We start from the raw sequence: 13,182 nt of genomic DNA, 5'->3' as shown, positions 1-13,182 counted from the left end.
ATGACCACCCGCCCACCACCCGACACACACCTGCAAAGCCCCGTACCGGCGCCACCCGAAACGCTGGAGGCGCTGCTGGCGCGCATCCGTGCCTGCCGGGTCTGCGTCGAGGCGCCGATCGGGCGTCCGCTGCCCCATGAGCCGCATCCGGTGCTGCATGTGGGCGCGCGGGCGCGGCTGCTGATCGCCGGGCAGGCGCCGGGCACCAAGGTGCATGCCTCGGGCCAGTCTTTCGACGACGCCTCGGGCGAGCGGCTGCGCGCCTGGCTCGGCATCGACCGTGCGCGCTTCTACGACGAGGAAAAGGTCGCGATCGCGGCCATGGGCTTCTGCTTTCCCGGACAGGACGCCAAGGGCGGGGACCTGCCGCCCCGCCGCGAATGCGCCCGGCTGTGGCACGACAGGCTGTTTGCGTCACGCCCGCCCTTCGGCCTTGTGGTCGCCGTCGGCAGCGCCTCGCAGGCCTATCATCTGCGGCGGCTCGGCCTGGGCGCCTATGCCGGGCTTACGCTGACCGAACGGGTGACGCGCTGGCAGGAGATATTCGGCGCGGAACGGGACGAGGCGGAGGGCGAGCGCCTCATGCCGCTGCCGCACCCGTCCTGGCGCAACACCGGCTGGCTGAAGCGCCACCCCTGGTTCGAGGCCGAGCTGCTGCCGGTGCTGCGGGCGGAAGTGGCGCGGTTGATCGGGTGAAGGCTGCCGCCCTCACCGCGACACGGTGAGGTGCCGGTTCAGCCGGCGCTCCAGCACGTCCCAGACCCGGCGCACGACCTCCACCATGACGAGGTAAAGCACCGCCGCCCAGAGATAGACCTCCATGTCGTAGGAGCGCGAGAAGGCGAGGCGGGTGACGCCCATCAGGTCGTACACCGTGATCACCGAGGCGATGGCGCTCGACTTGATCATCAGCACCAGTTCGTTGCCGAGCGGGCGCAGACCGACCGCGATGGCCTGCGGCAGAATCACCTTGCGATAGGCGAGATAGCGCGACAGCCCCATGGAGAGCGCCGCCTCCATCTGGCCGGCCGGAAGCGTCTGGATGCCGCCGCGCAGGATTTCGGCCTGATAGGCGGCGGTGTTGAGCGTGAAGGTGAAGACCGCGCAGTTGAACGCGTCGCGGAAGAACCACCACAGGCCGATATCGGTGAGCTGTTCGCGGAACTGCCCGGCGCCGTAATAGATCAGGAAGGTCTGCGCCAGCAGCGGCGTGCCGCGAAAGAAATAGGAATAGGTGAAGGCCGCCCGCGCGAGAAACTTGCCGCCTTCCACCCGCGCCACCGCCAGCGGCAGCGCCAGCAGCGCGCCGAGGAACACCGAGATCAGCACCAGCTCCAGCGTGACGCCCACGCCGTCGATGAAGCGCAGCCCGTAGCGCTGCATCAGATCGGCGTTGAGGCCGATCAGTTCCATCAGCCAGAGGAAGCCCGCGCCCAGTGTGTCGAGGAGCGTGTTCATCAATGGCCTCCCACCCGCTTGAAGCCACGCGAGGCCCGCGCCTCAAGCCAGACGAACACGGCGCTCGAGACCGCCGAGAACACCAGATAGATCAGGCACGCGACGAGATAGAAGAAGAACGGCTGCTTGGTCACGCCGACCGCGATCGCGGTCTGGCGCATCAGGTCGCTGATGGCGATGACCGAGACCAGCGAGGTGTCCTTCAACAGCACCATCCAGTTGTTGGACAGGCCGGGAAGGGCGACGCGCCAGAGCTGGGGGAAGGTGACGAGCCGGAAAACCCGCGCGCGCGGCAGGCCGAGCGCGAAGGCGGCTTCCTTCTGGCCCCGCGGCACCGAGCGGATGGCGGCCAGCAGCACCTCGCTGGAGAACGCCCCCAGCACCAGGCCCAGCGCCGCCACGCCGGCGACGAACTGGTTCACCTCGATCTGCGCATCGGCGAAGAAGTGGCTGGCGATCCGGGTGAACAGCATCTGCCCGCCGTAGTAGACGATGAACAGGGTCAGCAGTTCCGGCAGGCCGCGAAAGATCGTGGTGTAGACATTCCCGATGCCGCGCAGCACCGGGGAATGGGAATCCTTGGCGAGGGCAACCGCCAGTCCGATGGCAATGCCCACCGGCAGGGTGGTGAGTGCCAGCTCGATGGTCAGCAGCGCGCCTTGCGCAATCTCGTCACCCCAGCCATCCGGGCCGAAGGAGAGCAGCTCGAGCAGTTCCAGCATAGGGACGGGCTCGCTCCACGATGGTCATGACAAGGGGCGCCGTTCCGAGAGCCTCTGCGGAACGGCGCCGTGCGGAGCGGAGGTCAGTAAACGCTGAAGGGGAAGTACTTGTCGTTGATCTTCTTGTAGGTGCCGTCGGCGAGGATCTCGTCAATCGCCTTGTTGAACATAGCGACCAGGTCGGGGTCGTCCTTGCGGATTCCCACGCCCACCCCGTCGCCGAAGTACTTCGGGTCCTTGTACTCGGCTCCGGTGAACTTGCAGCACTCGCCGTCCTTCGAGTTCAGCCACTCAAGCTCGACCACCTTGTCGGAGAGCAGCGCGTCGATGCGGCCATTGGCGAGGTCGAGATGGGTGTCGTCGATCTTGGCGTAGAGCTTCACCTCGGCGCCGGCCTTGGCATAGACGTCTTCGAGGTAGTTCGAGTGAATGGTGGAGCTCTGCGCGCCCAGCACCTTGCCCTTGAGATCGGCGGGGGCGGTGTCGGTGATCTTCGAATCCTTGCGCACCACGAAGGTCGCGGGGGTGTTGTAGTACTTGTTCGAGAACGCGATCTTCTGCTTGCGCTCCTCGGTGATCGACATCGAGGCGACGATGGCGTCGTATTTGCCGGCCAGAAGCGCGGGGATGATGCCATCCCAGTCCTGCGCCACGAAGGTGCACTCGACCTTCATCTTCTCGCACAGTGCCTTGGCGATATCGATGTCGAAGCCTTTGATGACGTTGTTTTCGATATAGTTGAAGGGCGGGTAGGCGCCCTCGGTGCCGATGCGGACGACCTTCCATTCCTTGGCGGAAGCGCCGCTCAACGTGGCCGCGACCATGACGGCGGCAGCCGCGATACGGATGACGAGGCTCATGCTGTTCCCCTCTTGAAGTTGCTCTGGTGCCGGGCCTTGTTTTTCTCCGGCAACTCATGCTGGCATTATTTCCGAATGTTGCGCAACGGGGGCGTGCTTCATACATAGGCGCAATGCAGGCTTGTCTGATTGATGGGCACTGCCTCCATCATTCACCGCGCCGATCGCGCGACAGGCGCGGCCGGGTTGACGCTTGCGGCAGGCTGGTGTCTCACCAAGGCGCAAGTTCAAGCAGGAGCGTAACAATGGCGACCGCAGACGAGGTTAAGGCACGGCTGGCGCAGGTCTCCGCGCCGGACGGCCGGCCGGTGACGCAGACCGGCACCCTGTCCGAGATCCTGGTTTCCGAGGGCAAGGTCTACATGTCGATCACGGTCGACGCCGCGGAAGCGCAGGCCTGGGAGCCGGTGCGCGCCGCGGTGGAGCGCACCGTGCGCGGCACGCCGGGGGTGACCTCGGCGCTGGTCGCGCTCACCGCCGAGCGCAAGGCGGGGTCCGCCCCCGCCGGCGGTTCGGCCCAGCCGGTGCGCGTGTCGGGGCAGGGCGCGCAGCCCGGCCACGCCGGCCATGCGCATGAGGGCCATTCCCACGCCGCGCCGCGCCCGCCCGCGGACCCGCAGAAGGAATCGCCTGGACTTCCCGGCGTCGGTGCCATCATCGCCGTGGCGTCGGGCAAGGGCGGTGTCGGCAAGTCGACGCTGGCGGCCAATCTCGCCCTCGGCCTGTCCTCGCTCGGGCTGAAGGTCGGCCTGCTGGACGCGGATATTTACGGCCCCTCCGTGCCGCGCCTGATGGGCCTGCGCAGCAAGCCGGACGTGCAGGGCAAGATGCTCCAGCCGCTGGAATCCTGGGGCCTGAAAGTGATGTCGATCGGCTTCCTCGTCGAGGAGGAGACGCCGATGATCTGGCGCGGGCCGATGGTGATGTCGGCCATCAGCCAGATGCTGAAGGAAGTCGCCTGGGCGCCGCTCGACGTGCTGGTGGTGGACATGCCGCCGGGCACCGGCGACGCGCAGCTCACCATGGCCCAGCAGGTGCCGCTGGCCGGCGCGGTGATCGTCTCCACCCCGCAGGACCTCGCCCTGATCGACGCGCGGCGCGGCATCGCCATGTTCCAGAAGGTGAACGTGCCGGTGCTCGGCGTGGTCGAGAACATGAGCTATTTCATGTGCCCGCATTGCGGGACGCGCTCGGACATCTTCGGCCATGGCGGGGCGCGCCACGAGGCGCAGCGCCTGGGCGTGCCCTTCCTCGGCGAAGTGCCGCTGCAGATGTCGATCCGCGAAACCTCCGATGCCGGCCTGCCGGTGGTGGCGACGCAGCCCGACAGCCCGGAGGCCGAGATCTACCGCTCCATCGCCCGCTCGGTGCGCGACGCGCTGGCCGGCACCACGGCCGGGGCCCGGAAGGGCCCGCGCATCATGGTCGAGAGCTGAGCTTCACGCGCGCCGTGGTCCTGGAAACCAAAAAGCCCGGCGTGAGCCGGGCTTTTTCATGCGACCGGGCGGTTCGGGCGACCGCCCGCAGAGGGGCCTCAGTAGATGGTGCCCTGGCGAAAGACGGTGCCGCCATAGGGGCCGGTGGTGCTGTCGCTGTAGGTCCACTGGCCCGGCGCGGTGCGGGTGGTGCTGCCCTGGCGGGTGGCGGTGGCGCCATTCGGGCCGGTGGCGGTGGCGCCATAGCTCCATTGGCCCGGCGCCGTCTGGACCGCGCCGCCCTGGCGCGTGGCCGTGGCACCGTTCGGGCCGGTCGCGGTCGTGGCGTAGTTCCACTGGCCCGGCGCGGTGCGGGCCACGCCGGTCTGCTTGCTGGCGCTCTGACCATTCGGGCCGGTCACGCTGGCCGAATAACTGTAATTGCCCGGCGTGCCGGTGATCGATTTCTGCGTCGTGTAGGTGTTGCCCTGCGCGCCCGTGACCGACTTGCTGGCCGAGACGCTGCCATTGCCGACCGACACCGTGCCCTGCCGGCTGGCCGAGCGGCCATTGGCGGTGGTGGCTGTGCCGCCATAGCTCCATTGGCCCGGTGCGGTCCTGCTGGCACTGCCCTGGCGGGTGATGGCGCCGCCGCCGGGACCGGTGACCGAGCCCGCATAGCCGAAGCTGCCCGGCGCGTTGCGGGTCACGGTGCCTTGACGCGTCGTGCCGTAGCCGCGCGGGCCGGTGACGGAACGGTTGCGCCAGCATGAGCCGGACGCGCAGCCGCCCTGGCTCATGACACCGAATGTCTGGCCGCGCCGCCCGGTGAAGCTGCCGTTGCGGCCCCACGCGGCCGCCTCGGCGACCATGGCGAAGAAGACGATACCGCTGGCAGCGGTGGCCATGATGACGGAAGACTTCATGCGATCACTCCGTAATGGACCTTGCGGACGATGGGCGGGTGTCCCTGTAGAACGTCTGAAGCACGCAGCAAGAAAACACCTTGCGACATCAGCGTTACGAAATCGATAACACTTGAAGAGTGGATGAGATGGGAAGTTAAACGGCTATGTTGCTGTGAAGGGTGCCAGAAGGGAACGGCAATTCCATGTCGTGAGCTGCCGCAACGGCGCCATCTTCGTAAACACCCGGAACGGCGGGGCGCGGGGCCCGCGCTCATGCTCGACAAAAGGCGCAGAGACGGGCGGTTGCGTCGCCTGCGGGGCTGGCGTACGTCTTTCTAAACAAGTGTTTGCGCCCGGATGCGGTCAAGCGAACCGGGTCGACGAGGAACCCCCTAAGGAGAGATACACCGATGAAGCGCCGTCAGTTTCTCGCCGCCGCCGGTACCGGCGTCGCGGCGACGACTATTGCCGCCCCGGCCATTGCCCAGTCCGCTCCGGAAGTGAAGTGGCGCCTGGCGTCCAGCTTCCCCAAGTCACTCGACACCATCTATGGCGGCGCCGAGGTGATGTCGAAGATGGTCTCCGAGCTGACCGACGGAAAGTTCCAGATCCAGGTCTTCGCGGGCGGCGAAATCGTTCCCGGCCTGCAGGTGCTGGACGCGGTGCAGAACAACACCGTCGAGATGTGCCACACCGTTTCCTATTACTTCGTCGGCAAGGATCCCACCTTCGCCATCGCCGCGTCAGTGCCGTTCGGCCTCAACGCACGCCAGCAGAATTCCTGGCTTTATGAGCACGGCGGCAACAAGCTCTTCAACGAGTTCTATTCCAAGTACAACGTCTACGGCATGCCGTGCGGCAATACCGGCACCCAGATGGGCGGCTGGTTCTCCAAGGAGATCAAGACCACGGCGGACCTGCAGGGCCTGAAGATGCGCATCGGCGGCATTGCCGGCCAGGTGCTGTCCAAGCTCGGCGTGGTGCCGCAGCAGATCGCCGGCGGCGACATCTACCCGGCGCTGGAAAAGGGCACCATCGACGGCGCCGAGTGGGTCGGCCCCTATGACGACGAGAAGCTCGGCTTCTACAAGGTTGCCAAGTTCTACTACTATCCCGGCTGGTGGGAGGGTGGCCCGACCATCCACGCCTTCGCCAACCTTGAGAAGTTCAACGCCCTGCCGAAGCCTTACCAGGCGGCGCTGATCGCGGCCTCTACCTACGCCAACACCATCATGCAGGCGCGCTACGACGCCCAGAACCCCCCGGCGATCAAGCGCCTGGTGGCCAATGGCACGCAGCTGCGCCCCTATCCGATGGAAGTCATGGAAGCCTGCCTCAAGGCGACCAACGAACTCTGGGGCGAGATCTCGGCCAAGAACCCGGACTTCAAGAACATCATCGACAACATGCAGGCCTTCCGCAACGACGAGAATCTGTGGTGGCAGGTCGCTGAATACACCTTCGACAGCTTCCAGATCCGCACCCGCCCGCGCGGGTGAGCCGGCGGAAAATGCGAGCCGACATCTCCATGCCCGGCCTCGCGCCGGGCATGGTTGTGTCAGGCCTCCGATGCGGGCAATCGTAACCGTGACGGTCGGCGCGGCCGCCATGGCCGGCACGGGCACGATTGCATCGGTGGGCCCGAAGTGACAGGGAGTGCGCCATGAAGAAGAATTCCAACCCTGCGGCCCCTTCCGGGGGCGGCACCGATCGCGCCGGCCTTGTGCGCCGCGACCTCCTGCGTGCCGCCGCCATCGCCGCCCCGGCGACCGTGCTTGCCGCCCCGGCGATCGCCCAGAGCGCACCGCAGGTGCGCTGGCGTCTCACATCCAGCGTGCCCAAGGTGCTGGACGCCATCTTCGGCGCCAACGAGCTGGTGTCGAAATATGTGAGCGAGGCCAGCGACGGCAATTTCCAGATCCAGAACTTCGCCGCCGGCGAGATCGTACCGGGTCTTCAGGCGCTGGACGCGGTGCAGAACGGCACCGTCGAACTGGCCCAGACGCCGCTCTACTACTATGTCGGCAAGGACCCGAGCTTCGCCTGCTTCACCACCATGCCGTTCGGCCTGAACGCGCGGATGCAGAACGCCTGGTTCTACCATGGCGGCGGACGCGAGCTGCAGGACGAGGTGCTGGCCAAGTACAACCTCGTCGGCTTCCTCGGCGGCAATACCGGCACCCAGATGGGTGGCTGGTTCCGCAAGGAAGTGAAGACCCTCGACGACTTCAAGGGCCTGAAGTTCCGCATCGGCGGCATTGCCGGGCAGGTGGTGGCCAAGCTTGGCGTGGTGCCGCAGCAGATCGCGCCGTCCGACATCTATCCCTCGCTGGAAAAGGGCACCATCGATGCCTGCGAGTGGGTCGGCCCCTATGATGACGAGAAGCTCGGCTTCGTGAAGGTGGCGCCCTACTACTACTATCCCGGCTGGTGGGATGGCGGGCCGACGATGAACGTGGTCGTCAACCGCGCCAAGTGGGACGCGCTGCCCAAACCCTATCAGGCGATGTTCGAGGCGGCGGTGGGCTATGCCAATGCCGACATGCTCGCCAAATACGACGCCTTCAACCCGGCGGCGCTGCGCCGGCTGGTGGGCGCCGGCGCGCAGCTTCGGCCCTTCCCGCAGAGCTTCCTTGACGCCGCCTATGTGGCGACCAACGAGCTCTATGCCGAGATCGGCGCCAAGAACGCCGGCTTCAAGAAGATCATGGATTCGCTCCTCGCCTTCCGCAACGAGGAATATCTGTGGTGGCAGGTCGGCGAGTATCCCTATGACGGCTACATGATCCGCGCCCGCCAGCGCGGGTGAGGCGCCGCTCAGCGATCGCCGTGGCGGCCGGGCGCCCGCGTCAGGGGCTCTCGGCCGGCACCGGCGCGGGGGCGCGCACGGGCGCCGCGCGGTGCTGGTGCATGGTGTAGAACCCACCCGCCATGATCAGCGCCATGCCGGCGATCGACACAAGGTCGGGCATGTTGTTGAACACCATCGCGCTCAGCCCGACCGAGCAGACCACCGCCGCGTAGCGGAACGGCGAGATCAGCGCCGGATCGGTGCCGCGGAAGGCGGCGATGGTGAGCATGTGCCCGCCGAACAGCGTCAGCGCGCCGCCGAAGAGATAGCCCATCGTCACCTGATCCAACGCCTGCCAGGTTTCGACCGTGCTGCCGGCGAAGCCGATGGTCATGCCCATCAGCGCGGTGGCGAGGGTGACGACCAGTGTGGGCACGTGCGAGCCGATGCGGCCGGTGACGAAATCGCGCGCCGAGACCAGCAGCGCGGCACCAAGCGGGGCCAGCGCCACGACATCGAAGGTGGAGCCGCCCGGCTTGACGATGAGCGTCACGCCGAGGAAGCCGACGAACACCGCCGCCCACTGCGCCGCGCTGATGCGGGTACCGAACACCAGTACCGCGATCGCCATGGTGGCGAGCGGCGCCACCTGCAGGATCGCCGCCGCGTCGCCGATCGACATGGTCATGATGGCGTTGATGAACAGCACGGCGACGCCGGCCTCCGCCCCCGCCCGCGCCAGCACGCGCCAGTCGACCAGAAAGCGCAGCGCCGGCAACTGGCCCTTGGCGGCGATGACCATGAACATCAGGCACGCCGCCATGATCCCGCGTATGGCGAGGATCTGCGTCGGGGGAATGTGGGCAAGCGCCAGCTTGGAGAAGGCGTCGTTGGTCGCGAAGACCGAGGAGCCGGCGATCATCAGCAGGATGCCGCGGCGATTGGCGATGTGGTCGTTCATGGAAGCGGATGCCGGGGGTGACGCGCGCCGTGCGCCACCGGGTAGGACGGAAGGCAGGAGGCGGGTCAGCAGCGCCGGCTGCCCGCACAGGATCGGTGGCCGCCACTGCGGCCGGGTTCAGCGTTTCATGCCGGGTCGCCTTCGCTCAGCACTCCTCGCAGGCCACGTCCGGGATGGTGGCCAGGCCGCCATTGCGGCGCTCCATGGCCTGCGAGGCCATGCACAGGCCGAGCGCGCCGACCGAGAGCAGCGCCCCCATCCAGGGCAGGTCCGCGTAGCTCGCCCCGAACGTGATGGCGACGCCCCCGATCCAGGCGCCGGCGGCATTGCCGAGGTTGAACGCGCCCTGATTGAGCGTGGAGGCGAGGTTCGGGGCCTCCACGGCGGCATCGACCACGCGGGTCTGGATCGGAGCCACTACCGCGAACACGACGATGCTCCAGACGAAGACCGCGATCACCGCCAGCGTCGGGGACGGCAGGGCGAAGACCATGGCGACGAGAATGACCGCCAGCGCCAGGAACATGCCCATCAGCGACGGCATCAGCCGCCAGTCGGCCAGCTTTCCGCCGAGGATGTTGCCGATGGTGATGCCGACGCCGAACAGCAGCAGCACATAGGTCACGGCGTGCGGGGACAACCCGGTGACGTCGCGCAGCATCGGCGCGATATAGGTGAAGACGACGAACAGGTTGGCCGAGGCGAACATGCTGATCAGCATGGTGATCGCCACCTGCGGGCGCTTCAGCACGCCGAACTCGCGCAGGATGTTGCCGGCCGAATGGGGAATGTCGCGCGGCACCCAGATCGCGATCGCGCTGACCGCCACGATGCCGATAAGCACCACCGCCCAGAAGGTGGAGCGCCAGCCAAGGGCCTGGCCGAGCGCGGTGCCCAGCGGCACGCCCAGCACATTGGCCAGCGTCAGGCCGGCGAACATGAGCGCGATGGCGCTCGCGCGCTGCTTGGGCGGCACCAGACTGGCCGCAACCACCGCGCCGATGCCGAAGAAGGCGCCGTGGCAGAACGCCGTCACCACCCGCGCGCCCATCAGCAGCCAGTAATCGGGCGCGATGGCGCACAGCAGATTGCCGAGCACGAACACGCTGGCGAGCACCATCAGCGTCAGCTTGCGGGGCAGGGGATTGGTGATGATGGCGACGATCGGCGCCCCGATGACCACGCCCAGCGCATAGCCGGTGACCAGCATTCCCGCGGCGGGAATCGTCACGCCGAGATCGGCGGCCACTTCGGGCAGCAGCCCCATGATGACGAATTCGGTGGTGCCAATGCCAAAGGACGCCATGGCAAGGGCCAACAGCGGGAGCTGCATGGAAGAGACTCGCGTTTATGGAACAGGTCGGCGAACCAGTAGCACTACCGGACGATGGCAGCTAAGCACATCGCGTTGCAACGCAGCAACAAACCCCACGTCACGGCAGCCATGCGTCGGCCTCGCAGCTCTGGCATTCCAGCAGGTTTTCGCGTTCCGCCTTCAGCCGCCGGTCACGCTCATGTGACGACCCAGCGCGGGCGGGCGGCCGGCGCGGTCGATGACGAAATCATGCCCCTTCGGCTTGCGGAAGATGGCGTCGTCCAGCGCGGCATTGAGCCCGTCGTCGCTCTCCGACGCCCGCAGCGGGGTGCGCAGATCGGCGGCGTCTTCCTGGCCCAGGCACATATAGAGGGTGCCGGTGCAGGTGACGCGCACCCGGTTGCAGCCCTCGCAGAAATTGTGCGTCAGCGGGGTGATGAAGCCCAGACGGCCGCCGGTCTCCGCGATGGAAACGTAGCGCGCCGGGCCGCCGGTGCGGAAGGGGATGTCGGTCAGCGTCCAGTCCTGCTCCAGCCGCGCGCGCACCTCGGACAGCGGCAGATACTGGTCGAGACGCTCCGCCCCGGTCTCGCCGAGCGGCATCACCTCGATCAGCGACATGTCCATGCCGCGTCCGTGGGCCCACTGGATGAGGCCGGGAATCTCGTCCTCATTGTCGCCGCGCAGCGCGACGGCGTTGAGCTTCACATGGATGCCCGCCTCCTGCGCCGCGTCGATGCCGGCGAGCACCTTGTTGAGGTCGCCCCAGCGGGTGAGGGCGCGGAAGCGGTCCGGGTCGAGGGTGTCGAGCGAGACGTTGATCCGTTTCACGCCGCAGGCCGCCAGATCGCGGGCGAAGCGGGCGAGCTGGGAGCCGTTGGTGGTGAGGGTCAGCTCTTCCAGCGCGCCGGAATCGAGATGGCGTGAGAGCGAGCGGAACAGCGTCATCACATCGCGCCGCACCAGCGGCTCGCCGCCGGTCAGCCGCAACTTGCGCACGCCGCGCGCGACAAAAGCGGAACACAGACGGTCCAGCTCTTCCAGCGTCAGCAGCTCGGGCTTGGGCAGGAAGGTCATGTGCTCGGCCATGCAGTACACACAGCGGAAATCACAGCGATCCGTGACCGAGACACGCAGATAGGTGACCGCCCGCCCGAAGGTGTCGACAAGCGGCGCGCGCGGGGCCTCGCGCTGGATCCGGTCGATGAGGGCTTCCTGGACAGTCACGGCATGTTGCTCCCGGGGGCGCCGCTAAACGTCGCCATTGGCTAGGTTTTATCCGCTTGCCCCAGCGGTGCCAAGGCGCTGGCGCCTATGGGGCGATTGCCACAGCCACTTGATCATCACGTCGGGGTGACATCTTCCCCATCCGCACGCCGGGGCGTGGCGTATCCGCGAGGCTTGGCGCACGGGCTAGCGGCCTCTATGTGAGGAGATGGTCTCTCGATGGGGGACGTGCAACCGGGGAAAGATCGCCGTGACCGATGCCTGGCCGACCGAAATCAAGGTCCACAAGGACCACAGCGCCCTGACCATCGCCTTCGAGGACGGCGCGAGCTTCACGCTCACCGCCGAGTATCTGCGCGTGGAAAGCCCCTCCGCGGAGGTACAGGGCCATTCGCCGTCCGACCGCCAGCTGGTGGCGGGCAAGCGCGAGGTGCGTATCCGCGAGGTGATCCCGGTCGGCAATTACGCGGTGCGGCTGGTGTTCGACGACGGCCATTCGACCGGCATCTACACCTGGGACACCTTCCACCAGCTCGGCACGGAGAATGAGGAGCGCTGGACCCGCTACCAGCAGGAGCTGGCATCGCGGAACCTCTCCCGCGATGCGGCCGGAACGGTGCGCCGGCACTGACGTGCCGGCGGTCGCGCAGAGGTTCAGTTCATCACGATGACGGTGGTGCCGACCTTCACCCGCTCGAAGAGATCGGTGACGTCGTCATTGGTCATGCGGAAGCAGCCCGAGGACACCGCCTGGCCGATCGTTTCCGGCTCGTTGGAACCGTGGATGCGGTAGAGCGAGGAGCCCAGATACAGGGCGCGCGCGCCCAGCGGGTTGTCGATGCCGCCCGGCATGTAGCGCGGCAGGTCCGGCCGGCGCTTGAGCATCTGCGGCGGCGGGGTCCAGCCCGGCCACTCGGCCTTGCGGGTAATGGTCTTGACGCCCGACCAGCGGAAACCGTCGCGCCCGACGCCAATGCCGTATTTCAGGGCGGTTCCGTTGTCCTGGACCAGATAGAGCCGGCGCTCGGATGTGTTCACGATCACGGTGCCCGGGCGATATTTGCCGTCATAGCGCACCACCTGGCGACGGACCGGCGAGGCCCCTTTGCCGGGGCCGTTCCCGAAATCATACGGTCGCGGAAAAATACCGAAGAAGGAAGACGATTCGGCCTTCGCCGGACCCGAGCCCGCCAACATCGCGCCGGCCACAAGGGCGACGGCTGCAAGGGCGGCACATCTTTTCAGTCGCATCATTTGCCCCATGGGAAATGCATATCATCACGCACGGACTTCGCTCGGGCGGCCGCGGGAGCATGCCCCGGTCGTCCGTAATGCTGCGAATACTGTCAGTATGGCGGGCAAAGCGCAAACTGCGGCGTGACGATGGCGCTACCAAAGCCGTTTGCGGGCGTCCGTCCTGACGCCGCCCCGACGACGTCCATCAAGGGGGGGACAGGCGCCAGCGCCGGACACGGGCGGCATCCGGTATCCGCGCGGTCATGATCTTCATCAGATGGCGCGATCA

The 13,182-nt window shown here is 67.1% G+C and carries 13 protein-coding genes; 5 read left to right on the top strand and 8 right to left on the bottom strand.

Features of this window, described 5'->3' with window-relative positions:
• A complete protein-coding gene (locus G3A50_RS03470; protein WP_163073962.1) occupies positions 1-696 on the top strand; it encodes a uracil-DNA glycosylase family protein in 696 nt (231 codons plus the stop codon).
• Positions 697-708: 12 nt separating this feature from the next.
• On the opposite strand, the gene G3A50_RS03465 is transcribed toward G3A50_RS03470, so the two are convergent.
• The 3 genes from G3A50_RS03465 to G3A50_RS03455 form a co-directional block, all read right to left on the bottom strand.
• On the bottom strand, positions 709-1,458 hold the full coding sequence (locus tag G3A50_RS03465; RefSeq protein ID WP_163073961.1) for an ABC transporter permease: 750 nt from the start codon (positions 1,456-1,458) through the stop codon (positions 709-711).
• Entirely contained in the window at positions 1,458-2,180 is a 723-nt protein-coding gene (locus G3A50_RS03460) for an ABC transporter permease (RefSeq protein WP_163073960.1), read from the bottom strand. The genes G3A50_RS03465 and G3A50_RS03460 overlap by 1 nt, the downstream gene beginning before the upstream one ends.
• An 83-nt stretch (positions 2,181-2,263) precedes the next feature.
• The gene (locus tag G3A50_RS03455; RefSeq protein ID WP_163073959.1) at positions 2,264-3,040 is read right to left on the bottom strand and encodes an ABC transporter substrate-binding protein; all 777 of its coding nucleotides are present in this window, start codon (positions 3,038-3,040) and stop codon (positions 2,264-2,266) included.
• A gap of 245 nt (positions 3,041-3,285) precedes the next feature.
• On the opposite strand from G3A50_RS03455, the gene G3A50_RS03450 reads away from it, so the two are divergent.
• Positions 3,286-4,476 (top strand): Mrp/NBP35 family ATP-binding protein, encoded by a 1,191-nt coding sequence (locus tag G3A50_RS03450; RefSeq protein WP_163073958.1) that lies wholly within the window; start codon positions 3,286-3,288, stop codon positions 4,474-4,476.
• Between the two features lie 98 nt (positions 4,477-4,574).
• On the opposite strand, the gene G3A50_RS03445 is transcribed toward G3A50_RS03450, so the two are convergent.
• Positions 4,575-5,381: a hypothetical protein gene (locus tag G3A50_RS03445; protein ID WP_163073957.1), complete on the bottom strand. Its 807-nt coding sequence runs from the start codon at positions 5,379-5,381 to the stop codon at positions 4,575-4,577.
• A 392-nt stretch (positions 5,382-5,773) separates the two neighbouring features.
• Between G3A50_RS03445 and G3A50_RS03440 the strand changes: the two genes are divergently transcribed.
• Positions 5,774-6,862, top strand: a complete 1,089-nt coding sequence (locus G3A50_RS03440) for a TRAP transporter substrate-binding protein (protein WP_163073956.1) — start codon at positions 5,774-5,776, stop codon at positions 6,860-6,862.
• Positions 6,863-7,026: 164 nt separating this feature from the next.
• Positions 7,027-8,172, top strand: coding sequence for a TRAP transporter substrate-binding protein (locus tag G3A50_RS03435; RefSeq protein ID WP_163073955.1), 1,146 nt, complete (start codon positions 7,027-7,029; stop codon positions 8,170-8,172).
• A gap of 40 nt (positions 8,173-8,212) precedes the next feature.
• On the opposite strand, the gene G3A50_RS03430 is transcribed toward G3A50_RS03435, so the two are convergent.
• The 3 genes from G3A50_RS03430 to moaA all read right to left on the bottom strand — a co-directional run bounded on the left by G3A50_RS03430 (position 8,213) and on the right by moaA (position 11,657).
• A complete protein-coding gene (locus G3A50_RS03430; RefSeq protein ID WP_163073954.1) occupies positions 8,213-9,115 on the bottom strand; it encodes a DMT family transporter in 903 nt (300 codons plus the stop codon).
• A 145-nt stretch (positions 9,116-9,260) separates the two neighbouring features.
• A complete protein-coding gene (locus G3A50_RS03425) occupies positions 9,261-10,448 on the bottom strand; it encodes an MFS transporter (protein ID WP_163073953.1) in 1,188 nt (395 codons plus the stop codon).
• Between the two features lie 162 nt (positions 10,449-10,610).
• Entirely contained in the window at positions 10,611-11,657 is a 1,047-nt protein-coding gene (gene moaA / locus G3A50_RS03420; RefSeq protein WP_163073952.1) for a GTP 3',8-cyclase MoaA, read from the bottom strand.
• A gap of 250 nt (positions 11,658-11,907) precedes the next feature.
• Between moaA and G3A50_RS03415 the strand changes: the two genes are divergently transcribed.
• Complete coding sequence (locus G3A50_RS03415; protein WP_163073951.1) at positions 11,908-12,288, top strand: gamma-butyrobetaine hydroxylase family protein; 381 nt, start codon at positions 11,908-11,910, stop codon at positions 12,286-12,288.
• Between the two features lie 23 nt (positions 12,289-12,311).
• Here the strand turns inward: G3A50_RS03415 and G3A50_RS03410 are convergent, their stop codons facing one another.
• Positions 12,312-12,908: a L,D-transpeptidase gene (locus G3A50_RS03410; protein ID WP_425483439.1), complete on the bottom strand. Its 597-nt coding sequence runs from the start codon at positions 12,906-12,908 to the stop codon at positions 12,312-12,314.
• Positions 12,909-13,182: the final 274 nt, after the last annotated feature.

It is taken from the genome of Ancylobacter pratisalsi, assembly GCF_010669125.1.
GTDB classification, from domain to species: Bacteria; Pseudomonadota; Alphaproteobacteria; order Rhizobiales; family Xanthobacteraceae; genus Ancylobacter; species Ancylobacter pratisalsi.
This window is presented reverse-complemented; position numbering and strand designations above follow the sequence as displayed.